This is a genomic window from Amycolatopsis vastitatis (assembly GCF_002234595.1).
In the GTDB taxonomy this organism is placed as follows: domain Bacteria; phylum Actinomycetota; class Actinomycetes; order Mycobacteriales; family Pseudonocardiaceae; genus Amycolatopsis; species Amycolatopsis vastitatis.
Window position 1 is genome coordinate 558,528 of record NZ_NMUL01000012.1, and the last position, 24,028, is coordinate 582,555.

The 24,028-nt window shown below is 70.1% G+C and carries 22 protein-coding genes; 11 read left to right on the forward strand and 11 right to left on the reverse strand.

The window, feature by feature from the left end; translation table 11 throughout:
• Positions 1-148: 148 nt before the first annotated feature.
• Both phoH2 and CF165_RS16870 read right to left on the reverse strand, forming a co-directional pair.
• On the reverse strand, positions 149-1,441 hold the full coding sequence (gene phoH2 / locus CF165_RS16865) for an RNA 5'-3' helicase PhoH2 (RefSeq protein WP_093948437.1): 1,293 nt from the start codon (positions 1,439-1,441) through the stop codon (positions 149-151).
• Positions 1,442-1,901: 460 nt separating this feature from the next.
• On the reverse strand, positions 1,902-2,678 hold the full coding sequence (locus tag CF165_RS16870; protein WP_167441465.1) for an isoprenyl transferase: 777 nt from the start codon (positions 2,676-2,678) through the stop codon (positions 1,902-1,904).
• A gap of 113 nt (positions 2,679-2,791) precedes the next feature.
• On the opposite strand from CF165_RS16870, the gene trhA reads away from it, so the two are divergent.
• A complete protein-coding gene (trhA, locus tag CF165_RS16875) occupies positions 2,792-3,433 on the forward strand; it encodes a PAQR family membrane homeostasis protein TrhA (RefSeq protein ID WP_093948503.1) in 642 nt (213 codons plus the stop codon).
• A 294-nt stretch (positions 3,434-3,727) separates the two neighbouring features.
• Here the strand turns inward: trhA and CF165_RS16880 are convergent, their stop codons facing one another.
• Together CF165_RS16880 and CF165_RS16885 are read right to left on the reverse strand one after the other, a co-directional pair.
• A complete protein-coding gene (locus tag CF165_RS16880; RefSeq protein WP_240521634.1) occupies positions 3,728-4,033 on the reverse strand; it encodes a hypothetical protein in 306 nt (101 codons plus the stop codon).
• Between the two features lie 233 nt (positions 4,034-4,266).
• On the reverse strand, positions 4,267-4,740 hold the full coding sequence (locus tag CF165_RS16885) for a carboxymuconolactone decarboxylase family protein (protein ID WP_093948440.1): 474 nt from the start codon (positions 4,738-4,740) through the stop codon (positions 4,267-4,269).
• Positions 4,741-5,037: 297 nt separating this feature from the next.
• Here CF165_RS16885 and CF165_RS16890 point away from each other — a divergent pair, with 297 nt between their 5' ends.
• The gene (locus CF165_RS16890) at positions 5,038-5,814 is read left to right on the forward strand and encodes a DUF2382 domain-containing protein (protein ID WP_093948441.1); all 777 of its coding nucleotides are present in this window, start codon (positions 5,038-5,040) and stop codon (positions 5,812-5,814) included.
• Positions 5,815-5,871: 57 nt separating this feature from the next.
• Here CF165_RS16890 and CF165_RS16895 read toward each other — a convergent pair whose 3' ends face one another.
• The 4 genes from CF165_RS16895 to CF165_RS16910 all read right to left on the reverse strand — a co-directional run bounded on the left by CF165_RS16895 (position 5,872) and on the right by CF165_RS16910 (position 11,986).
• Positions 5,872-7,764, reverse strand: a complete 1,893-nt coding sequence (locus tag CF165_RS16895) for an acyl-CoA dehydrogenase family protein (RefSeq protein ID WP_093948504.1) — start codon at positions 7,762-7,764, stop codon at positions 5,872-5,874.
• Between the two features lie 80 nt (positions 7,765-7,844).
• A complete protein-coding gene (locus CF165_RS16900) occupies positions 7,845-9,218 on the reverse strand; it encodes a glycosyl hydrolase family 28 protein (RefSeq protein ID WP_093948442.1) in 1,374 nt (457 codons plus the stop codon).
• A 150-nt stretch (positions 9,219-9,368) separates the two neighbouring features.
• A complete protein-coding gene (gene abmR, locus CF165_RS16905; RefSeq protein ID WP_093948443.1) occupies positions 9,369-9,926 on the reverse strand; it encodes an ATP-binding transcription factor AbmR in 558 nt (185 codons plus the stop codon).
• Positions 9,927-10,012: 86 nt separating this feature from the next.
• A complete protein-coding gene (locus CF165_RS16910) occupies positions 10,013-11,986 on the reverse strand; it encodes a thioredoxin domain-containing protein (protein ID WP_093948444.1) in 1,974 nt (657 codons plus the stop codon).
• Between the two features lie 304 nt (positions 11,987-12,290).
• On the opposite strand from CF165_RS16910, the gene CF165_RS16915 reads away from it, so the two are divergent.
• Both CF165_RS16915 and CF165_RS16920 read left to right on the forward strand, forming a co-directional pair.
• Positions 12,291-13,988, forward strand: coding sequence for a 3' terminal RNA ribose 2'-O-methyltransferase Hen1 (locus tag CF165_RS16915; protein ID WP_158226790.1), 1,698 nt, complete (start codon positions 12,291-12,293; stop codon positions 13,986-13,988).
• Positions 13,985-16,477, forward strand: a complete 2,493-nt coding sequence (locus tag CF165_RS16920) for a polynucleotide kinase-phosphatase (RefSeq protein ID WP_093948446.1) — start codon at positions 13,985-13,987, stop codon at positions 16,475-16,477. The genes CF165_RS16915 and CF165_RS16920 overlap by 4 nt, the downstream gene beginning before the upstream one ends.
• Positions 16,478-16,544: 67 nt before the next feature.
• On the opposite strand, the gene CF165_RS16925 is transcribed toward CF165_RS16920, so the two are convergent.
• On the reverse strand, positions 16,545-16,877 hold the full coding sequence (locus tag CF165_RS16925; RefSeq protein ID WP_093948447.1) for a hypothetical protein: 333 nt from the start codon (positions 16,875-16,877) through the stop codon (positions 16,545-16,547).
• Positions 16,874-17,794, reverse strand: coding sequence for a mycothiol conjugate amidase Mca (mca, locus tag CF165_RS16930; RefSeq protein ID WP_093948448.1), 921 nt, complete (start codon positions 17,792-17,794; stop codon positions 16,874-16,876). The genes CF165_RS16925 and mca overlap by 4 nt, the downstream gene beginning before the upstream one ends.
• 134 nt (positions 17,795-17,928) lie before the next feature.
• Here mca and CF165_RS16935 point away from each other — a divergent pair, with 134 nt between their 5' ends.
• The 3 genes from CF165_RS16935 (at position 17,929) to CF165_RS16945 (ending at position 19,932) form a co-directional block, all read left to right on the forward strand.
• Positions 17,929-18,372 (forward strand): DUF4307 domain-containing protein, encoded by a 444-nt coding sequence (locus CF165_RS16935; RefSeq protein WP_093948449.1) that lies wholly within the window; start codon positions 17,929-17,931, stop codon positions 18,370-18,372.
• Between the two features lie 196 nt (positions 18,373-18,568).
• Positions 18,569-19,072 (forward strand): transcription elongation factor GreA, encoded by a 504-nt coding sequence (gene greA, locus CF165_RS16940; protein ID WP_093948450.1) that lies wholly within the window; start codon positions 18,569-18,571, stop codon positions 19,070-19,072.
• Between the two features lie 47 nt (positions 19,073-19,119).
• Positions 19,120-19,932, forward strand: coding sequence for an MBL fold metallo-hydrolase (locus tag CF165_RS16945; RefSeq protein ID WP_093948451.1), 813 nt, complete (start codon positions 19,120-19,122; stop codon positions 19,930-19,932).
• Positions 19,933-19,936: 4 nt separating this feature from the next.
• On the opposite strand, the gene CF165_RS16950 is transcribed toward CF165_RS16945, so the two are convergent.
• Entirely contained in the window at positions 19,937-20,410 is a 474-nt protein-coding gene (locus tag CF165_RS16950; RefSeq protein WP_093948452.1) for an Lrp/AsnC family transcriptional regulator, read from the reverse strand.
• 108 nt (positions 20,411-20,518) lie between these two features.
• Here CF165_RS16950 and hppD point away from each other — a divergent pair, with 108 nt between their 5' ends.
• The 4 genes from hppD to CF165_RS16970 all read left to right on the forward strand — a co-directional run.
• Positions 20,519-21,718, forward strand: coding sequence for a 4-hydroxyphenylpyruvate dioxygenase (gene hppD, locus CF165_RS16955; protein ID WP_093948453.1), 1,200 nt, complete (start codon positions 20,519-20,521; stop codon positions 21,716-21,718).
• A gap of 122 nt (positions 21,719-21,840) precedes the next feature.
• Positions 21,841-22,392 (forward strand): YbaB/EbfC family nucleoid-associated protein, encoded by a 552-nt coding sequence (locus tag CF165_RS16960; RefSeq protein ID WP_093948454.1) that lies wholly within the window; start codon positions 21,841-21,843, stop codon positions 22,390-22,392.
• Between the two features lie 34 nt (positions 22,393-22,426).
• On the forward strand, positions 22,427-22,726 hold the full coding sequence (locus CF165_RS16965) for a type VII secretion target (protein ID WP_093948455.1): 300 nt from the start codon (positions 22,427-22,429) through the stop codon (positions 22,724-22,726).
• A partial coding sequence (locus CF165_RS16970; protein ID WP_500676260.1) for a WXG100 family type VII secretion target occupies positions 22,726-24,028 on the forward strand: 1,303 nt, incomplete at its 3' end. The genes CF165_RS16965 and CF165_RS16970, both read left to right, overlap by 1 nt.

A 24,028-nucleotide genomic window follows, 5' to 3' on the forward strand; every position in this document is an offset into this window, starting at 1 on the left:
GCCCAGCCCCGGATCGACCGTATAGCGGCCGAGCGGGTTTTTCACCGGCTATCCGGCAACAGCGGAAACGGTTGCCGGGCCGGTGACTGCGGTCGTGAGTGCGTAACAGTGTTAGAACACTGTTACGCACTCACGACCGGGCGCAGGGTCAGCCGTGGTCCTCCAGCATCTCGGTGACCAGGGCCGCGATCGGCGACCGCTCCGAGCGCGTCAGCGTGACGTGCGCGAACAGCGGGTGCCCCTTCAGCTTCTCGATCACCGCCGAGACGCCGTCGTGCCGCCCGACACGCAAGTTGTCACGCTGGGCGACGTCGTGCGTGAGCACCACCCGCGACGCCGTGCCGAGCCGCGAAAGCACCGTGAGCAGGACGTTGCGCTCCAGCGACTGCGCCTCGTCGACGATCACGAACGTGTCGTGCAGCGAGCGGCCGCGGATGTGCGTCAGCGGGAGCACCTCGAGCATGCCGCGGTCGAAGACCTCGTCGAGGACGTCCTGGCTGACCAGCGCGCCGAGGGTGTCGAACACCGCCTGCGCCCACGGCTGCATCTTCTCGCTCTCGGACCCGGGCAGGTAGCCCAGGTCCTGGCCGCCGACCGCGTAGACCGGCCGGAACACCACGACCTTGCGGTGCTGACGGCGTTCCATCACCGCCTCGAGGCCGGCGCAGAGGGCGAGCGCCGACTTGCCGGTGCCTGCCCGGCCGCCCAGCGACACGATCCCGACGTCGGAGTCGAGCAGCAGGTCGAGCGCGACGCGCTGCTCGGCGCTGCGGCCGTGCAGGCCGAACGCCTCGCGGTCGCCCCGGACCAGCCGGATGCGCTTGTCCGCCGTGATCCGCCCCAGCGCGCTGGAGGTGCCCGCGAGCAGCCGCAGCCCGGTGTGGCAGGGCAGCTCGGCGAGCTCGTCCATGCCGTATTCGACCGGGTCGACGGTGCTGCCGCCGAACAACGTGTCGAGCACGTCCTGCTCGACGTCGACGTCCGCCATGCCGGTCCAGCCCGACGGCGTCACTTCCTGCGCGCGGTACTCGTCCGCCTCGAGACCGACGGCCCCGGCCTTGACCCGCAGCGGGATGTCCTTCGTCACCAGCGTGACCGCCGCGTTCTCCGCCGCCAGGTTGAGCGCGCAGGCGAGGATGCGGTGGTCGTTGGAGTCGGTCCGGAACCCGGACGGGAGCACCGACGGGTCCGAGTGGTTCAGCTCCACCTGCAGCGTGCCGCCGTGGTCCCCGATCGGGAGCGGCGCGTCGAGCCTGCCGTACTGCCGGCGCAGGTCGTCGAGCATGCGCAGGGATTCCCGGGCGAACCAGCCCAGCTCCGGGTGGTGGCGCTTCGCCTCCAGTTCACTGATGACGACCAGCGGAAGCACGACGGCGTGCTCGGCGAACCGAGTGACCGCCCACGGGTCCGAAAGGAGGACCGACGTGTCGAGCACGTACATGTGCTGCTGGGATTCGGGCGAGGTCGAGGCTTTCTCCGGGCCAGGAACGGCACCGGTCGAAGAACGGCCAGAGGCCTTACGGGGCAAACGCTGCGCAGTCACGACGGCATCTCCCTCGAGGGCGTGTGCACCTCACGCCCGCACTCGCTGGGCCGGGCACCTCCCTGGCTGGACCACTCCTCCTGACCGGTGGGTCAGGTGGCGCGGCCACGAGGGCCGGGTGCCGGCCCCCTCGAGCGTCTCGTGGGCGGCTGAGCCGCCCCCTCGATCACCGCCACGACCAGGGCCTCCCGTGAGGACCCGCATGGGACGCGCGCCCTCACCTCGGAAGGTACCCACGAATGCGGGATCGCGCAGGGAGCCAACACGGTGATTCGCCAAACCGTCACCTCACCGTCGCCTCACCGGACACCTACACCGGGTGACGGACACCCCTGCTGACCAGCGGCGCTTCGGGGTTCTAGGAGCCGAACCGGCGGTGCCGCCACGCGTAGTCACGGATGGCACGCAGGAAGTCGACGCGGCGGAAAGCGGGCCAGTACGCCTCGGTGAACCAGAACTCCGAATGCGCGGACTGCCAGAGCAGGAACCCGGAAAGCCGCTGCTCACCAGAGGTGCGGATGATCAGGTCGGGGTCCGGCTGGCCCGAGGTGTAGAGGTGCTCGGAGATGTGGTCGACGTCGAGGATCTTCGCCAGCTCGTGGATGGACGTGCCCTCGTCGGCGTGCTGGAGCAGCAGCTTGCGCACGGCGTCCGCGATTTCCTGGCGCCCGCCGTAACCGACCGCGACGTTCACCTCCATCCCGGTCCGGCCCTCGGTCCGCGCGGCGGCTTCGCTGAGTCGCTTCGCGACTTCGGCCGGCAGCAGGTCGAGGGCGCCGACGATCCGCAGCCGCCACCCCGTCCCGGGCGCGGCGAGCTCGTCGGTGACGTCGGTGATGATCTTCAGCAGCGGCGTGAGCTCGTCCGGGTCCCGGTTGAGGTTGTCGGTGGACAGCAGCCACATGGTGACGACCTCGACATCGGCTTCCTGACACCAGCTCAGGAAGTCCGCGATCTTCTTCGCCCCGGCCCGGTGCCCGTCCGAAACGTCCGTGAAGCCCGCTTCACGGGCCCACCGGCGGTTGCCGTCGAGCATGATGGCGATGTGCCGGGGATGCCGCCCGGCGGCCTGCTGGATGAGGCGCCTGCCGTAGGCGCTGTACACGACGTCGGACAAGAAGGAGCGAACACTCACGTCGAGGTAGCGTACGCACCCGATGTGAGGCGTGTGACTTGAGCACTGCCGGAGAACCTACGGTCCCGTAACCTGGATACGTGAGCCTGACGACGGAAGAACCCGAGCCCGTGGTGGACCTCCGCCCCCGGCTGCGCGGGCACATCCACTTCTGGACGTTCTTCGGCGCCCTGGCCGCGGCGGCGGCGCTGGTCAGCCTGGCGGCGTCCACAGTGTCCCCGATCGCGACACTCGCGACATCGGTCTACGGCCTGACAGTGCTCGGCCTGTTCGGCGTGAGCGCGCTGTACCACCGCCGGTTCTGGAGCCCCCGCGCGTACAAGTGGATGAAGCGCGCGGACCACTCGATGATCTTCCTGTTCATCGCGGGCACGTACACACCGTTCACCCTGCTGGCGATGTCGAAACCGACGGGCTACGTGATCCTGTCGATCGTGTGGGGCGGCGCCATCGCGGGCGTGGCGTTGAAGATGCTGTGGCCGAACGCACCCCGCTGGCTGGGCGTCCCGATCTACATCGCCCTCGGCTGGGTAGCGGTGTTCGTGTTCCCCGAATTGGCGACGCACGCCGGGGTCGCGGCTTTGGTGCTGTTGTGCGTGGGCGGGCTGTTCTACACGCTGGGCGCGGTGTTCTACGCCGTCAAGTGGCCCAATCACCGGCCCGAGACGTTCGGGTACCACGAGTACTTCCACGCGTGCACTGTGCTCGCGGCCGTGTCTCACTACATCGCGATCTGGCTGGCGATGTACGCCTAGCTGCGCGTTTGTGTTTGTGGATCTTTCTCAGGCCGCCGCCAGGCCCCATCCCGACGCCTGATCGTCACCACGGGCGGTAGCACCGCGTCAAGACGATGAAGCGTGTCATCCTGTCCCGTCCGGCCGAGCCGCCGAACGCGATCGCGGCGATCTGGTGGCCAGGAAGAAAAGCGCGGCGCTCACTCGGCTCGAGTGAGCGCCGCGCGCCGGCTTTCGATCTTCAGACGGTGATGCTTCGACGGGCCGTGGATGGCTGGGGCACACTCTTCCAGCCAGCCGCGGCTCCGCTTCGGATCAGCCTGCCGAGTTGCCGTTGCAGGCGACGTACGACGGGTTGTGGTCGACCGTCAGCAGCTCCAGCGGACCGTTCCACTGCCACGGCAGCACGCAGGCGTTGTTGAGGATGCTGATGCCGCCGCCGTTGCCGCCGGTCGAGTTGTTGTTGCACGCCGCGTACGCGGGCGCGTGACCGGAGTGCAGCAGTTCCAGGGGACCGTTCCACTGCCACGGCGCGGCGCACAGGTTGTCGCCGATGCTGATGCCACCGCCGGGGTGGTGTCCACTCTCACCGGCGGAGGCCGGCGCGGCAACAGCGAGCATAGCTCCACCAATGACTGCAGCTGCGAAGAGCGTTTTCTTCATCATGCTAAAATGATGCGACAGAAATTCACCGTCCACTATCGACATCACCCGATGAGTTGGACAAAGTCACCTGGCCAGGGAACGAAAACACTTTTCGCCGTGCGGGATCGGTGACGCCGTGCGAGAGTCGGAGGTTCCCCTCTCGCGAGCGCGTCACCAATCCGGCCAAGCTCCCCTTCGGACAGTGGACGTCAGCCGAACATCCCCGGCTGGTACTCCCCGGCCGGGTTGCGGGCGATCACGTTCAGCCGGTTCCACGCGTTGATCGTCGCGACCAGCGCGATCAACGCCCCGATCTGCTCGTCGTCGTAGTGCTTGCGAACCGCCGCCCACGTCTCGTCGCTGACACCTTCGTGGGCGTCCGCCAGCCGGGTGCCCTCCTCGGTCAGCGCCAGGGCCGCGCGCTCCGCTTCGGTGAAGACCACCGCTTCGCGCCACGCCGCCACCATCGCCAGGCGGACCGCCGTCTCGCCGGCCGCCGCCGCGTCCTTCGTGTGCATGTCGAGGCACATCCCGCAGCCGTTGATCTGGCTCGCGCGGATCTTCACGAGCTCCTGCGTCGCCTTGGGGAGCGACGACTCTTCGACCGGCCGCGAAGCCGCGATCAGGCGCTTGACGAACTTGCCGGCGATCTCGTTCTCGAACAGGTTGAGCCGCGCTTCCATGGTTGTTCCCCTTTCGTCGTCTGCTTCACCCCATTGACGAGATGCGCGGCCGCGTTGTGACAGGCCGGGACGTGACGCCGGTCACGTGCACACCTTCGCGGCATCGCCCGCGACGCCGGTCACGCCCGGGACACCCCGCTCCACCTGCGGCGCCCACCCCCGCCTGGCCAGCGGACGACGCTTCAAACAGCCACGTTCGAGGGTCACCCACCGGAACACCACGACGGTTGCCGTGCTCGCCGAAGCGGCCGACGGTGGCTTCACCAGGACCCAACGAGGGGAAGGAGCACGACCGCGATGGCCAAGACCATGCAGCCCCAGGAACTCATCGACAGCGCCGTGGTCGACCCGGCCGGCAACAAGCTCGGGAAGGTCGGCAACGTCTACCTCGCCGACGCGACGCGCCGCCCGGAGTGGATCACCGTCAAGACCGGCCTGTTCGGCACCAAGGAAAGCTTCGTCCCGCTTTCCGGCGCACACACGGACAAGGACGGCATCCACGTCCAGGTCGACAAGGACAGCGTCTCCGACGCGCCCCGCATCGACGCCGACGGGCACCTTTCGCCCGAGGAGAGCGAGCAGCTCTACCACCACTACGGCCTGCCCGTGCCGCGCACGTCGCCCGACGGGCGCATGGGCGGCAAGGCAGGCGACCGGACGCAGCGCCGCGACCCGGCCATGGGTGGCCGTGGCCGGTCCGAAATGGACGATCAGGCCGCCATGACCCGCTCCGAGGAGCGGCTGAACGTCGGCACCGAGCAGGTCGAGACCGGGCGCGTGCGGCTGCGCAAGTACGTCGTCACCGAAGAGCAGCAGGTCACCGTTCCGGTCCGGCACGAAGAGGTCCGCGTCGAACGGGAGCCGATCACCCGCGGCGAAAGCGGCGCCGAGATCGGCGAAGCCGAACAGGACGTCGTGCTGCACGCCGAAAAGCCCGTGGTGCGCAAGGAAACCGTGCCGGTCGAGCGGGCGCGGCTGCGGACCGAGGCGGTCACCGACGAGCAGACCGTGTCCGGCAAGGTCCGCAAGGAGCAGTTCGAGGTCACCGGCGACGAAGGCAAGCGCCGCCGATAACGGCTCCCGCGGGGGTGGCCGGTCCCCGATACCGGCCACCCTCGCGGGTCACCACGTTCAGGAGCGCAGCATCGGCGCCGCCAGGAACTGTTCCGGGATGGCGAACGCGTCCACCAGCGTGCGCGCGTGCGGGCGCAGCTCCGAGCACAGCCGGTTGACCGCCGATGTGACGGCCTTCGCGCGCGACGCCGTCAGGCGGCCGTGGCCCAGGAACCACGCCAGGTCCTCTTCGATCGCCGACAACGCGTACAAGTCGCAGACGCGCTCGAGCAGCGCGCGGGCGTCCGGGTCCGCACAACGCTCGATGGCCGACGCGAACGCTTCCAGCACGAGCCGCTCGACGTGGACGCGGCCGGCGCGCAGCACGTGGTCCTGCGCCGAGTTGAACACGCCGAACGGGTCGGAAGCCGCCTTGCGGAGGCGTTTCGCCACGCCTTCGACGACGTGGTCCTCGCGGTCCTCGAACAGGCGCAGCTGCCAGTCGCGGCGGAAGAACGCGTCGGTGTCGGACGCCTCGGTGAGCAGCTCGACGGCCTTGCGCGCCGACGTCCGCTCCAGGACCGCGCTGACCACCTGCTCGGCGAAGAAACGCGCCGTCGCCAGCGGCGAGAGGTCCTCGAAGTCCTGCTTGTAGCTGGTCAGCAACCCCTTCGCGACCAGTTGCAGCAGCACCGTGTTGTCGCCTTCGAACGTCGTGAAGACGTCGGTGTCGGCCTTCAGCCCGGGCAGCAGGTTCTCCGACAGGTAGCCCGCGCCGCCGCACGCCTCGCGCGCGGTCTGGATCGCCGCCGTCGCGTGCCACGTCGCGAGCGCCTTCAACCCGGCGGCACGCGACTCCAGCTCGCGCTGCTCCTCCTCGGGGGCCGACGAGTCGATGTCGTGCAGCTTCGAGACCAGCTCTTCCTGCGCGAAGTGCAGGGCGTAGGTCTTCGCCAGCGCCGGCAGGAGTTTCCGCTGGTGGGCGAGGTAGTCGAGGACGACGACCTCGTCACCGTCCGGCTTCGCGAACTGGCGGCGGAGCTCGCCGTACCGGATCGCGAGCGCCAGCGCGCGTTTCGTGGCGCTGCCCGCACTGCCCGCGACGCTCACCCGGCCGCGGATCAGCGTGCCCAGCATCGTGAAGAACCGGCGGCTGTCGCTTTCGATCGGGCTCGAATACGTCCCGTCCTCGGCGACGTCGCCGAAGCGGTTCAGCAGGGCCTCGCGCGGGACCCGGACGTTGTCGAAGCTCAACCGTCCGTTGTCGACGCCGTTGAGACCGGCCTTCGGCCCGCAGTCCTCGATGGACACTCCGGGCAGCGGCGCGCCGCTGTCGTCGTCCCGGATGGGGACGAGGAACGCGTGCACGCCTCGCGATTCGCCGCCCGTGACCAGCTGCGCGAAGACCACCGCCATGCGGCCGTCGCGGGCCGCGTTGCCGATGTACTCCTTCTTCGCCACGGCATCCGGCGTGTGCACGACGAAACCGCCGTCCACGAAGGTCGCCGTGGTGCGCAGGTGCTGGACGTCCGAACCGTGGCCGTGCTCGGTCATCGCGAAGCAGCCCAGCAGGTCGAGGTCCATGATCGCGCGCAAGTACCGCTCGTGGTGGCGTGCGGTCCCGAGCAGCTGGACGGCGCCACCGAACAGGCCCCACTGGACGCCGGCCTTCACCATCAGCGACAGGTCGCCGTACCCGAGCATCTCGAACGACGTCACCGAGCCGCCGACGTCGCCACCGCCGCCGTACGCCGGGTCGAAGCCCAGGCCGGGCCGGTCGGTCCCGGCGAGCGCGCGCAGCTGGTCGAGCACCTGGGCGCGGTGCGCCTCGACGCCGAGGTCCACCGGGTCCCGGAACTGCGCCTCGGCCATCTGCGCCCGCACCCCGCGGCGCAGCTCGGCCCAGCGGCCGTCGAGGACGGCGGTCAGCGCGTCCGGATCCACCTTCGAGGGCACTTCGGGGACGTCCACGGTCACCTCCGGAAAGGACGAGCGGCAGGCTTCCTACTCGTTGGTAGTAAGCCTGCCGCAGCGCTGCCGTTCCCGCAGGGTCAGAGTGGCTTGCCGTTGACCGTCACGTTGGTGAACCGCGCGTTGTCCACGTATTTCAGCGTGTTCGACGTGTCGGACACGCCTTTAAACGTGGAATTCGCCACGGAGAACCCGTGCACATGGGCGTTCGAAAGCCCGCTGACGTCGAAGGTCTTGCCCGCGATCTTCGTGCTGGAGCAATTGCTGATCGTGAACGGGCCGAACGACGGGACGTAGCTTCCGGTCTGGCTGTTGTAGGTCGACGTCACGTACACGAAGTTCCGCGCGAAGGTGCCGGAAACGCTGTCGAGGTTGATGTTCTCCGAGAACCCGCCACGCAGCGTGTTCGACTTCACGTACAGCGCGAACTTGGTGTCACCCTTCACGGTGAGCTTGTACGCGTAGACGTTGCGGATCCCGCCGGTCTGCTCGCTGCCGCAGGTGATCGCGCCCCAGTTGCCGTTCATCACGCAGTTGACGACGACGAGGTTCTGGCACGGGACGTTCACCCGGCGCCCGTCGGCGTCCCGGCCGGACTTGATCGCGATGTTGTCGTCGTGCGCGCCGAGATTGCAGTTGGCGATGACGACGTGGTCGCACGACTCCGGATCGCAGCCGTCGGTGTTGCTGTGCGCGGTGCTCGGGTCGGTGCTGACGCCGTCGACCGTGACGTTGCGGCACAGCGTCGGGTGCAGCTGCCAGAACATGGAGTTCTTCAGCGTGATGCCCTGGATCAGCACGTTTTCGCAGGCGTAGGGCTCGACGAACGCCGAGCGCATGGTGTGCCCGGAGCCCGGCACCACCCGCTTCTCCGGCGGGGTCCCCTTGGCCACCAGCGATTCCAGGTAGGCCCGGTCGCTGCCCTTGTTCCACGACGACGTCGCCGCCGCGTCGAGCGTGCCGCCGCCGGTCAGGCCGATGTTCTTCTCGCCGTGGGCGTAGATCATCGGCGAGTGGTTGACGCACTCGATGCCTTCGTAGCGCGTCAGGACGTTCGGGAACTTCGACGCGTCCCCGCTGAACTTCAGCACCGCGCCGGATTCGAGATGCAGGTCGACGTTGCTCTTGAGGTAGATGGCGCCGGTGAGGAAACTGCCGCCGGAGGGCACGATGACGTGCCCGCCGCCGGCCGCGGCGCAGGCGTCGACCGCCTTCTTGATCGCCGCGGTGTTGTCGGTCTTGCCGTCGTTCTTCGCGCCGTAGCCGGTGATCGGGAAGCTGCGATCCGGGAACGTGGGGACCGTCGTGTTCGCGACGATGTCGTTCGCCGCCGGCCACGGGAGCGGGGGAACGTCGATGCGGGGTGCCGCCGAGGCGACGGCCGGGAGCAGCGGCACAGCCGCCACCGCGAGCCCGCCCTTGATCAGCTGCCGCCGGGTGAACCTGCCGTCCATGGACACTTCCTTCACGGGAAAGACCTGGTGCGACGGCGGAACCACGGCACTGACCGCGGGCACGACGAACTCTATCGGGCGCGAGCGGGCGGGCCAAGGCGGTCGTGAGTGAGAAACAGTGTTCTAACCCTGTTTCTCACTCACGACGGGTCAGGCGAGGTCCGGGCCCTTCGAGCGCAGGTCGTCGACCTTGCTCATGGCCTCCCGCAGCTCGCCCAGCCAGCTGTCCGCGTGCTGGCCGACCAGGCGGACCGCCCAGGCCAGGGCGTCCGACCGCGACCGCGCCACACCCGCGTCGACCAGCGTGTCGAGCACCAGGCGTTCCGGCTGCCGCAGCCGGGTCATCACCGGGGCCGAGTGCGTCGTGAACAGCGCCGTCGTCCCGCCGAGGCGTGCGCCCCACGCCACCTTGCGCTGGTAGCGGTGCTCGGCCTGACGCGCGATCTCGATGCGCTCGTCGCGCGTCTCCTCGCGGTACCGGCTGATCCGGCCCTCCTCGGCCGCGGCGCGGGCCGCGTCGTCCGGGTACTCCTCGGTCAGCGGCGGCAGCTCGCCGACCACGATGATCTCCTCGCGGTCCACCGTGACCTCCGGCGCGCCGGTGAACCAGCCGTCGGGCAGGCGCCCGCCGAACCAGGCCGCCGCGTCGTCCGCCGGGGGCACTTCGGCCTGTTGCCAGCCGCGGCCGCCCTTCCAGCCTCGTCCCATGACTCCACCTCCGCGATTACATGATTACAACGCTACCGACGCTACGCGCGCTGCAGCGAAATCGGGACGGCGTTCACCCAGGGCGATCAGAGCTGGGCGGCGAGGGCGTCCGGCGTGGTGACCGGGCGGTCGCAGACGTAGCCGCGGCAGACGTACGCCGCCGCGGCGCCGCCGACCAGGGGACGGTCGGCCAGCAGCGGGACACCGGGGGCATCGGGCTCGCCGGCCAGCACGATGCCGCCGCCGTGGATGCCCCGGGCGGCCGCGAGGCGCAACGCCGGGTCCGCGCCGACCACCGCGACCTGCACCGGACCGGCCTGCAGGGCCTCCGCGACCGACAGCCAGTGCCCGGCGAACCGCGGCACCCGCCCGGCCAGCACGCCGGCCCGGCGCAGCGCCTGCTCGGCCGCCTCCCGGTACCGGGCCGAGTCGGCGTGCCCCGCGAGCGCGGACGCCGTCAGCAGCGCTCCGGCCAGTGCGGACGCCCCCGCCGGGCTGGCGTTGTCGCCGGGGTCGGCCGGGCGCTGGACCAGCGTCTCGGCGTCGTCGGCGGTGTCGAAGTACGCGCCCGGGACGTCCGGGGACGCGAAGTGCGCCAGCGCCAGGTCGAGCAACCTGGTCGCCTCGGTGAGCCACCGCGCGGAACCGGTCGCCTGGTGCAGGGCCAGGAAGCCGTCGGCGACGCAGGCGTAGTCCTCCAGCACCCCGGCGGATTCGCCGACGACGCCGTCGCGCGAACTCCGCCGCAGCCTGCCGTCGACGACGTGCACCCGCAGCAGCAGTTCGGCCGCGTCGACGGCCCATTCGATCCACTGTGGACGATCCAGCGCGACGCCCGCCTCGGCCAGCGCGGTGATCGCCAGACCGTTCCAGGACGCGATCACCTTGTCGTCCCGGCCCGGCTGCGGCCGCTTCGCCCGCGCGTCCAGGAGCTTGACGCGCATCGGTTCGGGCAGGTCGCCGAAGAGCCGCAGCGTGGAGGCGCCCTCTTCGAAGGTGCCTTCGTCCGTGACGCCGAACAGCTCGGCTGCGGCCTGAGCGTCGTCGCCGAGCACCTCACGCAGCTGCGACGGCGTCCAGACGTACGTCAGGCCTTCGACGCCGTCGGTGTCCGCGTCCAGCGAAGACGCGAACCCGCCTTCAGGCGTCCGCAGTTCCGAAGCCAGGAACTCCGCCGTCCCCGCGGCGACGCGCAGCCCGGTCGCGGAGCCGGTGCGCCGCCAGAGGTGGGCGTAGAAGCGCAGCAGCAACGCGTTGTCGTACAACATCTTCTCGAAGTGCGGCACGATCCATTCGGCGTCCACGGAATAGCGCGCGAACCCGCCGGCCAGCTGGTCGTACAGCCCGCCGCGGGCCATTGCCTCCGCCGTCGAGTCCACAAGGGACAGAGCGACCTTCGAGCCGGTGCGTTCGTGGTGGCGCAGCAGGAACTCCAGCACCATCGACGGCGGGAACTTCGGGGCCCGGCCGAAGCCGCCGTTGACGCTGTCCGCCTCCTGTTGGAGCTTCCCGACCGCGCCGGCGAGCGCCGCTTCGTCCACAACGGACTCCTTGAGCGGCCCGGTCTGCTCGGCGAGGTGCGCGACGATCTGCTTGGCGCCGTCCAGCAGCTCGTCCGGCCGCTCCTGCCAGGCTTCGGCGACGGCGGACAGCAGCTGCCGGAACGACGGCATGCCCGGCCGCGGCGACGGCGGGTAGTAGGTGCCGCAGTGGAACGGCTCGCCGTCCGGGGTCAGGAAGCAGGTCATCGGCCAGCCGCCCTGCCCGGTCATCGCCTGGGTGGCGGCCATGTACACCGCGTCGATGTCGGGTCGCTCTTCGCGGTCGACCTTGATGTTGACGAAGTGCGCGTTCATCACGGCCGCGGTTTCGGCGTCCTCGAACGACTCGTGCGCCATGACGTGGCACCAGTGGCACGCGGCGTAGCCGACGGAAAGCAGGATCGGCACGTTCCGGCGGCGCGCCTCGGCGAGCGCGTCGGGCCCCCACTGCCACCACTCGACCGGGTTGTCCGCGTGCTGGAGCAGGTACGGGCTGGTCGCGCTGGCGAGGCGGTTCATGCCTCCAGGGTCGCACCCGGGAAAACCGGGCGCGCGGCAGCCGCGGGAATCTCGCGGGCCGCGGCAACCTTTCCGCCGGCCGGCGGCAACCAGGTGTTCGTCCGGCCACGCGGTCCGGTCAGAGGCAGCGACCGAAAGAGAGCACCGACATGTCCCCTCGCCTACCCACGTCGTCGCCGGCGTCCCCCGCCGGTGGCCGTGGCCGCCCGGCTCGCCAGGGACGGCATCGCGGACGCCGGTTGTTCCAGCGCCGGGGTTTCTGGGCGGCCGTCGTCCTGTCCGTCGTGACCGGCTCCGTGCGGCGGTGGTCCAGTGGGGCCGTCACGACGGGGCCAACCAGCAGTTCCACCTGGAGAAGTCGCCGGACGGCCACGTGCGCCTGATCAACCGCTTCAGCGGCATGGCCGTCGAGGTCCCCGCCGGTGCCAAGACCGCCGGGGCCCGCATCGGCCAGTACCACGACTGGGGCGGCGCCAACCAGCAGTGGCAGCTCGTCCCGGCCGAGAGCGTCGGCGGCTCCGGCAGACGATCGCGTACCGCAACTCGGGTGGCACGCCAATCAAGTAGCCGACCGGTGACCGCGCACGCGGGAAAACCGGGCGCGCGGTCACCGGCCCTCCGCCACACTGGGCCGGTGCTGCTGACCATCACGACGACCCGGACCCCCGCCACCGACCTGGGCTTTCTCCTGCACAAGCATCCGGAGAAGGCGCAGTCGGTCGCGTTGTCGGCCGGGAACGCGCACGTCTTCTACCCGGAAGCCGCGCCGGAACGGTGCACTGTCGCATTGTTCGTCGAGATCGATCCCGTCGGGCTCGTGCGCGGCGGCGGGACCTCGCTGACCCAGTACGTCAACGACCGGCCGTACGCGGGTGGCTCGTACCTCGCGGTCGCGCTGCGGGCGGCCTTCACGACCGCGCTCGCCGGGCGCTGTACCGCGCGGCCGGAGCTGGTCGACGAGCCGTTCGAGCTGGAGATCCACGTGCCGTCGCTGTCCGCCCGGGGCGGGCCCGAGGTCGTGCACAAGCTGTTCGAGCCGCTCGGCTGGCGCGTCACGACCGCGCCGATCCCGCTCGACCCTCAGTTTCCGCAGTGGGGCGACAGTCGCTATGTCGACTTGCGCCTCGCCGGCACCCAGCGCGTCGCCGACGCGCTGCGCCACCTGTACGTCCTGCTGCCGGCCCTTGACGGCGACAAGCACTACTGGGTCGGCGAGGACGAGGCCGACAAGCTGCTGCGCGCCGGCGAAGGCTGGCTCGCCGGGCACCCCGAGCGGACGCTCATCACGAACCGCTATCTCGAGCGGCGCCGCGCGGTCGTGAACTACGCGCTTTCGCGGCTGGCCGAGGCGGACGACGTCCCGGCGGAGGCCGAGGCGCGGGTCACGGAGGTGCCGGACAAGCCCGAGAGCCTCGCGTCGCAGCGCCACGGCAGCGTGCTCGCCGCGTTGCGGGCCGCGGGCGCGCGGCGCGTGCTGGACCTCGGCTGCGGCTCCGGCGCACTGCTGCGCGTGCTCGAAAGCGAGCACTCGTTCACCGAGATCGTCGGCGTCGACGTCTCGAGCAGCGCGTTGAACCTCGCCGAGAAGCGGCTGAAGGACAGCACCCGCGTCACGCTCCGGCAGTCCGCGCTGACCTACGCCGACCCGGCACTGGCCGGGTTCGACGCCGCCGTGCTCATGGAGGTCGTCGAGCACGTCGACCAGGAGCGGCTCCCGGCACTGGAACACGCGGTGTTCGGCGTCGCCGCGCCGCGCACGGTGGTCGTCACGACGCCCAACGCTGAGTACAACCGGCTGTTCGAGTTCCTGCCGATGGGGCATTTCCGGCACGCCGACCACCGGTTCGAATGGACGCGAGCCGAGTTCCGCGCCTGGGCGGACGGCGTCGCGACCCGGCGCGGCTACGACGTCCGGTACGTGCCGATCGGACCGGAGGACCAGGAATCGGGACCGCCGACCCAGATGGCGGTCTTCACCACCCACGAGGAGGTGGCCGCGTGAAGCTGACCGTCCCCGACATGGCGCTCGTCGTGCTCGTCGGCGCTTCCGGCTCCGGCAAGTCGACCTTCGCGCGCACGCACTTCGCGCCCACGCAGGTGCTCTCCAGCGACTTCTTCCGCGGACTCGTCGCCGACGACGAAAACGACCAGTCCGCGTCGGCCGACGCCTTCGACGCGCTGCACTACATCGCCGGCAAGCGGCTCGCGGCCGGGCGGACGACCGTCATCGACGCGACGAACGTCCAGCGCGCTTCGCGGGCGAGCCTGGTGAAGCTCGCGAAGGAGCACGACGTGCTGCCGACGGCGATCGTGCTCGACGTGCCGATCGCGGTCTGCGCCGCGCGCAACGCTTCACGCCCCGACCGCGACTTCGGCGACCACGTGATCCGGCGGCAGCGCGGCGAGCTGCAGCGGTCGCTGAAGTCGTTGGAGCGCGAGGGTTTCCGGCGTGTGCACGTGCTGCGGTCCGAGGCCGAGGTGGCCGAGGCGGAGATCGTCGTCGAGCCGCTGCGCAACGACAAGCGCGAGCTGACCGGGCCGTTCGACGTGATCGGCGACGTCCACGGCTGCGCGGCCGAGCTCGAGGAACTGCTGGCCGAGCTGGGGTACGTCGACGGCGTGCACCCGGCGGGCCGGACGGCGGTGTTCGTCGGCGACCTCGTCGACCGCGGCCCCGACACCCCGGGCGTGCTGCGCCGCGTGATGGCGATGACGGCGGCGGGGAACGCGCTGGTCGTGTGCGGGAACCACGAGCAGAAGCTGGTGCGGGCGCTGCACGGGCGGAAGGTCAACGTCGCGCACGGGCTCGCCGAGTCGCTGGAGCAGCTCGGCGCGGAGAGCGAGGAGTTCCGGCGGAAGGCGCACGAATTCTGCGACGGGCTGATCGCGCACTACGTCCTCGACGGCGGCAACCTGGTCGTCGCGCACGCCGGGCTGCCCGAGCGGTACCACGGGCGCGCGTCCGGGCGGGTGCGCAGCATGGCGCTGTACGGCGACACGACCGGCGAGACCGACGAGTACGGCCTGCCGGTGCGGCTGCCGTGGGCCCGCGACTACCGCGGGTCCGCGATGGTCCTGTACGGGCACACGCCGACGCTGGAGCCGGAGTGGGTCAACAACACCATGTGCCTCGACACCGGTGCCGTGTTCGGCGGGAAGCTGACCGCGCTGCGCTATCCGGAGCGCGAAGTCGTCTCGGTGAAGGCGCACCAGGTCTGGTACGAGCCGTCCCGCCCGCTCGACGCGTCCCGCCCGCTCGGCGGCCGCGAGCCGGCGGTGCTGGAACTGACCGACGTCACCGGCAAGCGGATCGTGCAGACCGCGCACCACGGCCGGGTCGGCGTCTCGGCGGAGCAGTCGGCGGCGGCCCTGGAGGTGATGAGCCGGTTCGCGGTCGACCCGCGGTGGCTGCAGTACCTGCCGCCGACGATGGCGCCGTGCTCGACGTCGTCTCGTCCCGGTCACCTCGAGCACCCGGAGGAGGCGTTCGCCGAGTTCCGGGCGGCCGGGGTGCAGTCGGTCGTCTGCCAGGAGAAGCACATGGGCTCGCGGGCCGTCGTGCTGGTGTGCCAGGACGACGACGTCGCGTACCAGCGCTTCGGGATCCGCGGCGGCGGCGCCGTGTACACGCGGACCGGACGGCCGTTCTTCTCGGCGGAGCAGAATGCCGCGCTCTTGGCGGACGTGCGGTCGGCGGCGGCCGGGCTGTTCGAAGAGCTGTGTTCGGGCTGGCTGCTGCTCGACGCGGAACTGCTGCCGTGGAGCGCGAAGGCCGGTTCGCTCATCGCCGACCAGTACGCCTCGGTGGGCGCGGCGGCCCAGGCGGTGCTCCCGGCGGTGGTCTCGGCGTTGACGACGGCGGCCACGCGCGGCATCGACGTCTCCGGCCTGCTGACCCGGACGGCGCTGCGAGAGTCCACAGTGGACGCCTACCGGACGGCGTACCGGCGCTACTGCTGGCCGACCTCGGGACTGGACGGAGTGCGGCTGGCGCCGTTCCAGCTGCTGGCCTCCGAAGCGAGGGCGTATCACGACCGGCCGCACGAGTGGCACCTGTCGCTGCTCGACGGCCTCGCCGGGCCGCGGTTCCAGCGGACCCGGACCCTTTCCGTCGACCTGCTGGACGCCGCGTCGGTCGCCGAGGGCGTCTCGTGGTGGGAGGAGCTGACGGCGGCCGGCGGCGAGGGCATGGTCGTCAAGCCGTCGGCGAACCTGACGCGGGGAACGCGCGGGCTGGTCCAGCCGGGGGTGAAGGTCCGCGGACGCGAGTACCTGCGGATCATCTACGGCCCCGACTACACGCTGCCGGAGAACCTCGAGCGGCTGCGCAAGCGCGGGCTCAACCGGAAGCGCATGCTGGCACTGCGCGAGTACGCGCTGGGGCTGGAGGCCCTGGAGCGCGTCGCGCGAGGTGAGCCGTTGTGGCGGGTGCACGAGTGCGTGTTCGCGGTGCTCGCGCTGGAGTCCGACCCGGTGGACCCACGGCTCTAACAGCGCCCCAATGTGGCGTTGGGTGCGTCCAACGCACCGAACGCCACATTGGGGCGTTTGGGTCCCGCTAGTCGGACTTGGCCGAGGAGGCGCCGTTCGGCTGCTTCTTCTCCGGCTCCGCGGCGGCCTCGGCCTCGGCCGGTGGCTCGTCCGCCTTCGGCGCGGCCTCGGCGGGCGGGTCGTCGAAGCTGGCCGGGACGCGCTTCAGGTGCTTCGTCATCGAGCGGACCAGGAAGGCCACCGCGATGAGGAACAGGATCAGCACCAGGAAGCCGACCGGGGAGGACTTGCCGAAGTCCTCCCCCTGCCCGCCGTTGTCGCCGTTGCCCGGCTGCTGCGTCAGCACCAGGGCCGACGCGGTCACCGGAAGCGCCACGCCGGCCGGCAGCGTCAGACTCATGTGTCCACCTTCTCCTCAGTGCCGGCGATGCCGGCGAACAGGTCGTCCTCCGGCAACGTGCTGTCGACCAGCGACTTGACCAGCTCGTACTCCTCGGTCGGCCAGGTCTCGCGCTGCATCTCCAACGGGACGAAGAACCAGCGGCTGTTCGGGTCGATCTGCGTCGCGTGCGCCTTCAGCGCCTCGTCCCGCACCTCGAAGTATTCACCGCACTCGACGCGGGTCGTCACCCGCTCCATCACATCGGCGCGGTCGGGGTCCCACTTCGCCAGCCACTCGGTGTACGGCGACTCGAGCCCGGCCTCCTTCAGCGCGGCGTCGAAGGCCAGCATCCGGGCCTTCGAGAACCCGTGCATGTAGTACAGCTTCAGCGGCTGCCACGGCTCGCCGGCGTCGGGGAAGCGGTCCGGGTCCGGCGCCGCGTCCCACGCCGCCATCGACACCTCGTGGGTGCGGATGTGGTCGGGGTGCGGGTAGCCGCCGTTCTCGTCGTAGGTCGTGATCACGTGCGGGCGGAACTCGCGGATCACCCGCACCAGCGCCTCGGTCGACTCCTCCAGGGGCACGACCGCGAACGACCCCTCCGGCACCGGCGGCAGCGGGTCGCCCTCCGGCAGGCCGGAGTCGACGAAGCCCAGCCAGTGCTGGCTCACGCCGAGGATCTTGGCCGCGCGGGCCATCTCCTCCCGGCGGATCTCCCTCATGTTCGCCAGGACCTCGGGCCGGTCCATGGCCGGGTTCAGGATGCTGCCTGCTTCGCCCCCGGTGCACGTCACGACCAGCACCTCGTGACCTTCGGCGGCGTAGCGCGCCATCGTGGCGGCACCCTTGCTCGACTCGTCGTCCGGGTGCGCGTGCACGGCCATCATGCGCAGGCGCGGTTTGGCGGTTTTCCTCAGCTCGTCGGCGTCCACCATGCTCCGAACGACTCCCCTTCTGCCCTTATTCCGCGACCCACCTGCGGGCCGCCCACCCAGCGGGCGGATACTCGGTGCGTACCCGCGTCACCATTGTCCCCACGGGTACGACAAGAACGAGCAGGAGGCCCGGGTTGGCACGCGGACCGGCGGAAACGGCAGCGCCCGTGCTGCCCGAAGGCCGGTACGGCAGCGGGCGCGCTCCGACGTCCCGGCGCTGGCGACGCTGGCTCTTCCTGGCCATCGCCCTGCTGGTCAGCGGCGTGATCGCGTGGGTCGCGTACATCAACCTCGGCGCCGCGCCGATCGACGCCGAGCGCATCGCGTTCAGCGAGAAACCGGGCAACGCGATGGAAATCACCATCAACGTGACCCGGGACGACGACAGCCGGCCGGGCGTCTGCATCGTCCGCGCCCGCGACAAGACCGGCGCCGAGAGCGGCCGCAAAGAACTCCTGATCCCCGCCGGCGCGAAGTACAGCAGGATGACGACGACGATCAAGAGCATCGGGGAACCGGTGACGGCCGACGTTTTCGGCTGCTCGTACGACATACCACGCTATCTGTCAACCCCATAGCGGCCAACGGGGTGAACCGCGCGCCCAATCGCCCGGGGCGAACGGAATTAACGGGCGTCGGCCTGTCGCGCCGTGATAGTCTGACCATTCAGCACGGCCCGCGACGGGCCGTGTTTTTCCTTTATCTCAGCCACGCGGGCACCTACGCCCGCGTGGGCCGGCTTGAACACGCAAGCCTGGCAGGCCCGACGAGGAGATGGTGACCGTGAGCGACACCAAGGTGACCTGGCTCACCCAGGATGCCTATGACCGGCTCAAGCACGAGCTCGACGAAATGATCGAGAATCGTCCGGTCATCGCCGCGCGCATCAACGACAGCCGCGAAGAAGGCGACCTCAAGGAGAACGGCGGCTACCACGCCGCCCGCGAAGAACAGGGCCAGGCCGAAGCGCGCATCCGGCACCTCCAGGAGCTGCTGCGCTCGGCCAAGGTCGGCGAAGCGCCCGCGAACGACGGCACCGCCGGTCCCGGCAAGGTGCTCACCGTCCGGTACGAAGGTGACGACGAGGACGAGAAGTTCCTGCTCGCCACCCGCGAAGAAGGCGCCGAGGGCGACCTCGACGTGTACTCCCCGGAGTCGCCGCTGGGCAAGGCCCTGCTCGGCGCCAAGGAGGGCGAGTCGCGCGAGTACGAACTGCCCAACGGCAAGATCCAGAAGGTGACCCTCGTCAAAGCGGTTCCGTACACCGACGCCAAATAGCGGGGCTAGCGTGTCTCCCAGGATCCACATTCTGGGAGGACTGAGCTGTGAGCACGGAACCCATCTGCCAGGCCTGCGGTACGCAGTACGCCGTGGCCCGGGACAACTGCCCGGTCTGCGAGGACGAACGCCAGTACGTCCCGCAGTCCGGCCAGCGGTGGACGAACCTCGAAACCCTGCGCGCGAGCGGTGACTACACCCCGCGCGTCGAAGAGGAGGGCCCCGGCATCGTCGGCGTCGGCTCGACGCCGGGGTTCGCGATCGGGCAACGCGCGCTGCTGGTGCGGGCGCGGTCCGGGAACTTCCTCTGGGACTGCGCGGCCTACCTCGACGACGCCCTGGTCCAGCAGGTGCGCGACCTGGGCGGCATCACCGGTATCGCGATCAGCCACCCGCACTACTACACGACGATGGTGGAGTGGGCGCACGCCTTCGACGTGCCGATCTACCTGCACGAAGGCGACCAGGAGTGGATCGGCAGGCCCGACCCGGCGGTGAAGCTGTGGTCGGGCACGACCCTCGACGTCGCCGACGACCTGCGCCTGATCAACCTGGGCGTGCACTTCACCGGCGGCACGGTCCTGCACTGTCCGGACGGCGAGGAGGGCCGGGGCGCGCTGCTGTCCGGTGACATCGTGCAGGTGATCCCCGACCGCACGCACGTCGGCTTCATGTACAGCTACCCGAACCTCATCCCCGAGCGGCCGCACATCGTCCGCCGGGCGGCGGAGCTCCTCTCGGGGTACCGCTTCGACGCGATCTACGGCGCCTGGTGGGACAGGATCGTGCGCACCGACGGCTACGAGGTCGTCCAGCGCTCGGCGAAGCGGTACCTGGCGCACGTCATCGACGAAGGCTGAGCCGTCAGCCCCGCGCGGTCCGCTCCAGCAGGGGGCGGACCCGCGGTGGCACCGGCGTCGACAAGGCGATCGACGTCGACGTCCGCAGCACGTCCGGGACGCCGACGACCTCGTCGATCACCCGCTGCAGGTCGTCGTTGCCGCGGGCCACCATCCGGACGAACAGGTCGCCCTGCCCGGTCGTCGCGTGGACCTCGCACACCTCGTCGATCGCCGACAACGCCTCCGCCACCTCCGCCCGGCGGCCCTGCGCGATCTCCAGCACCGCGAACGCCGTGAGGCCGTAGCCCATCGCGGCCAGGTCCAGCTCCGGCGGGAAGCCGCCGAGGATGCCGCGCTCGGTCAGGCGGTCGAGGCGGGCCTGGACCGTGCCGCGGGCGACGCCGAGCCGGCGCGCGCACTCCAGCACCCCCAGCCGCGGTGAATCGGTGAGCAACAGCAGCAGGCGCGCGTCCAGCGCATCCAGGTTCTCGGACATGCACAGATTGTCCATCATGACCGCCGAATCCCGGTGATCAGCGGTCACATTGTCCAGCAAAATCTTCGACCGTTGCGCATCTTGCCTCGCAGGCCGATCCTTCGAGGTATGACCCAGACTGCCGAACCGCAGGCCGCCCTCGACGACGTCAGCTACGACCAGCTGCGTCAGCTCGTCGGCCTCGTCGACCACGACGCCTCGACCGACCCCTTCCCGGTCAAGGCCATGGACGCGGTGGTGTTCATCGCCGGCAACGCCACCCAGACCGCCTGGTACTACCAGATCGCGTTCGGGATGCAGCTCGTCGCGTACTCCGGCCCGGAGACCGGCGTCTACGAGCGCAAGTCCTACGTGCTGAAGTCCGGCTCGGCCCGGTTCGTCATCACCGGCGGGGTGAAGCCGGACTCGCCGCTGCTCGACCACCACCGCAAGCACGGTGACGGCGTCATCGACCTGGCGCTGGAGACCACCGACGTCGACAAGTGCGTCGAGCACGCCCGCGCGCAGGGCGCGACCATCCTCGAAGAGCCGCACGACGTCTCCGACGAATACGGCACGGTCCGCGTCGCCGCCATCGCGACCTACGGCGAAACCCGCCACTCGCTGGTCGACCGGTCGCGCTACAACGGCGTCTACCTGCCGGGTTACGAGCCGCGCGAGAGCACGGTCAAGCGGCCCGAAGGCGCGCCGAAGCGGCTGTTCCAGGCCGTCGACCACTGCGTCGGCAACGTCGAGCTCGGCAAGATGGACTACTGGGTCGACTGGTACCACCGCGTCATGGGCTTCGTGAACATGGCGGAGTTCGTCGGCGACGACATCGCCACCGAGTACTCGGCGCTGATGAGCAAGGTCGTCTCGAACGGCAACCACCGGGTCAAGTTCCCGCTGAACGAGCCCGCCGTGGCGAAGAAGAAGTCGCAGATCGACGAGTACCTCGAGTTCTACGGCGGCGCCGGCTGCCAGCACATCGCGCTGGCCACCAACGACATCATCGCCACGGTCACCGCGATGCGCGCCGCGGGCGTCGAGTTCCTCGCCACCCCGGACTCCTACTACGACGACCCGGAGCTGCGCGCCCGGATCGGCAACGTCCGCGTGCCGATCGAGGTGCTCAAGGAGCACAGCATCCTGGTCGACCGCGACGAGGACGGTTACCTGCTGCAGATCTTCACCAAGCCGATCGGCGACCGCCCGACGGTGTTCTACGAGCTGATCGAGCGGCACGGCTCGCTCGGCTTCGGCAAGGGCAACTTCAAGGCGCTGTTCGAGGCCATCGAGCGTGAACAGGAGCGCCGAGGCAACCTCTGACACTTCTCGGCGAAGGCCACCGTGGGAGATCTTCGGGTCCCCTATGGTGGCCTTTGACGTTTTCCGGGAACCGACGGCGTCCGGGATCCGTCAGTGTGGAGAAGCAGAGAGAAGGGGCCGGGATGCCGGACAGCATCGACGCCAGCGACGCGATGATCGACAACTGGACCAAGCGGCTCGAGGAGAACGCCGCCCGGTACCAGGCGCTGGCCGATCGTGTGCAGGGCCAGACGGTCACCGAGCGGTCGAAGGACGGCACGGTCCAGGTGACCGTCGACTCGCGCGGGCTGCTGAAGAACCTGGTCATCGCCGAGACGGTGGCCGGGAAGCGGATGGCCGAGGTGTCGGCGCAGGTGATGCAGCTGGTCCAGCGAGCGCAGGCACGGATCCCGGAGGTGCTGCAGCAGGCCATGACCGAGACCACCGGCACCGGTGACCAGGCCGCGGCCGAGATCGTCCGCGAGGCGCGGAGCACCTTCCCGGAGCCGCCGCCCGAGGCCGAGCCGGCGTTCCCGGAACCCGACCGCGTCCGCCGGTTCCTGCCGGAGGACACCGAGCAGCCGCCTCCGCCGCCGCGGATGCCGCCGCCACCGCCGCAGCAGCAACCGCCGCGCCGCCGCCGCCCGGTGGACGACTCCGATGACGACGACTTCGGCGGACCGATCCTGTCCTGAGGCCGGAAAAGGGGGAACCGTGGCACCCACGGACATGGAAGTCAGCACCGACCTCACGGCGCACGCGAAGCAGCTCGACGCCATCGGTGACGGGCTGCAGCAAGCCGTCGACGCGGCCAACCAGGTCAGCATGCCGACGGACGCGTACGGCATTCTCTGCCAGCCGTTCCGGATGATGCTCGACCCGGTCGAGCAGTACGGCATCAACGCGCTGAAGGACGCCGTCCAGGCGATGACCGCCGTCTCCGGCAAGGTGCGGGAGATCGCGGCCGCGTACCACGAATACGAGACCGGCGTCGCGGACGATCTCGACAAGTCCGTGGGCGGTGCGTGATGCCCGAGGGGAATCCGCTCGTCGCGGAGTCCAAGAAGGACCCGGACGGGCCGGGCGCGCTGACGGCGGGCAACGGCGACTACGGCTGGGCGGGCGGCATCGGCATCGCCGAGTCGTCGATGGACGCGTTCAACGGCATCAAGGACGGCGACTGGGTTTCCGGTGGCCTGGGCGTGCTCAGCCTGGCCGGGGAGATCGCGGGCGCCGCGATCGACCCGTTCGGGTACCTGATGTCGTCGGTGGCGTCGTTCCTGATGGAGCACGTGCAGCCGCTCAAGGACATGCTCGACTCCGTCGCGGGCAACCCGCCGGTCATCCAGTCCTATGCGGACACCTGGGGCAACGTCTCGAAGGCGCTCGGCGAGCGCAAGACCGACTTCGACAACGCGGTCAAGAACGGCACCACCGGCTGGACCGGCGCGGGCGCCGACGCCTACCGCAAGTTCGCGGCCGAGCACAGCGACGCCCTTTCGGGCGCGGCGACGGTGGCCGGCGCGATCAGCACGGTCACGATGATCATGGGCCAGGTCGTGTCGTTCGTCCGCGAGACGGTGCGGCAGCTGATCGCGGACCTGGTCGGCAAGCTCATCGCGTGGGTGATGGAGGAGGTCTTCAGCCTCGGCTTCGGCACGCCGGTCGTCGTCGCGCAGGCGACGGCCGCGATCGCCAAGTGGGGCAAGAAGATCGGCGAGCTGCTCAAGAAGCTGACCGACACGATCCGCAAGGTCTCGCCGCTGCTGTCGAAGCTGGTGGACATCTTCGAGAAGATCGCCAAGGTCTTCGGCAAGGTGCTGGGCAAGGTCAGCGGCCTGGACGGGCTGAAGGTCAAGGAAGGCGGCTTCGTCCACAAGGTTCCGAAGGGCGAAGGAGGCGGCGTGCACGCCCGGGGGCACGGCGACTCCCCCGACGGCGACAGCCCATCCGACTCCGGTTCGGAGAGCGCGCCGTCGCACGCGGACGAGGGGGACGGTTCGCCCTCGGCGGCTCGATCGGGCGACGGCAGCGCTCCTCGCAGCCGCTCCGGAGACAGTCCGGCCGGGGACGGCTCGCCCTCGCACGCCGGGGACACGAATTCCGCGCCGACTCACGCGGGCGAGAGCACCTCTTCGCACGCGGGGGACACCGGGGGTTCGCCTTCGCACGCGGGAGATTCCAGCCCTTCGGCCGCCCGCGCGGGCGACAACACTCCATCGCATGCGGGCGACAGCAATCGCTCGTCGACCCGCGCCGGCGACAACTCGCCTTCGCACGCCGGAGATTCGAGCCCCTCGCCCACCCGCAGTGGCGACAACACTCCCTCCC

Coding starts and splice junctions, on each gene's coding strand:
- greA (WP_093948450.1), top strand. CDS start 18,569: ATGGTGACCGTGAGCGACACCAAGGTGACCTGGCTCACCCAGGATGCC.
- mca (WP_093948448.1), bottom strand. CDS start 17,794: ATGGTGGACGCCGACGAGCTGAGGAAAACCGCCAAACCGCGCCTGCGC.
- CF165_RS16885 (WP_093948440.1), bottom strand. CDS start 4,740: ATGGAAGCGCGGCTCAACCTGTTCGAGAACGAGATCGCCGGCAAGTTC.
- CF165_RS16880 (WP_240521634.1), bottom strand. CDS start 4,033: ATGCTCGCTGTTGCCGCGCCGGCCTCCGCCGGTGAGAGTGGACACCAC.
- CF165_RS16890 (WP_093948441.1), top strand. CDS start 5,038: ATGGCCAAGACCATGCAGCCCCAGGAACTCATCGACAGCGCCGTGGTC.
- phoH2 (WP_093948437.1), bottom strand. CDS start 1,441: ATGTACGTGCTCGACACGTCGGTCCTCCTTTCGGACCCGTGGGCGGTC.
- CF165_RS16965 (WP_093948455.1), top strand. CDS start 22,427: ATGGAAGTCAGCACCGACCTCACGGCGCACGCGAAGCAGCTCGACGCC.
- CF165_RS16900 (WP_093948442.1), bottom strand. CDS start 9,218: ATGGACGGCAGGTTCACCCGGCGGCAGCTGATCAAGGGCGGGCTCGCG.
- CF165_RS16960 (WP_093948454.1), top strand. CDS start 21,841: ATGCCGGACAGCATCGACGCCAGCGACGCGATGATCGACAACTGGACC.
- abmR (WP_093948443.1), bottom strand. CDS start 9,926: ATGGGACGAGGCTGGAAGGGCGGCCGCGGCTGGCAACAGGCCGAAGTG.
- CF165_RS16910 (WP_093948444.1), bottom strand. CDS start 11,986: ATGAACCGCCTCGCCAGCGCGACCAGCCCGTACCTGCTCCAGCACGCG.
- hppD (WP_093948453.1), top strand. CDS start 20,519: ATGACCCAGACTGCCGAACCGCAGGCCGCCCTCGACGACGTCAGCTAC.
- CF165_RS16925 (WP_093948447.1), bottom strand. CDS start 16,877: ATGAGTCTGACGCTGCCGGCCGGCGTGGCGCTTCCGGTGACCGCGTCG.
- CF165_RS16950 (WP_093948452.1), bottom strand. CDS start 20,410: ATGTCCGAGAACCTGGATGCGCTGGACGCGCGCCTGCTGCTGTTGCTC.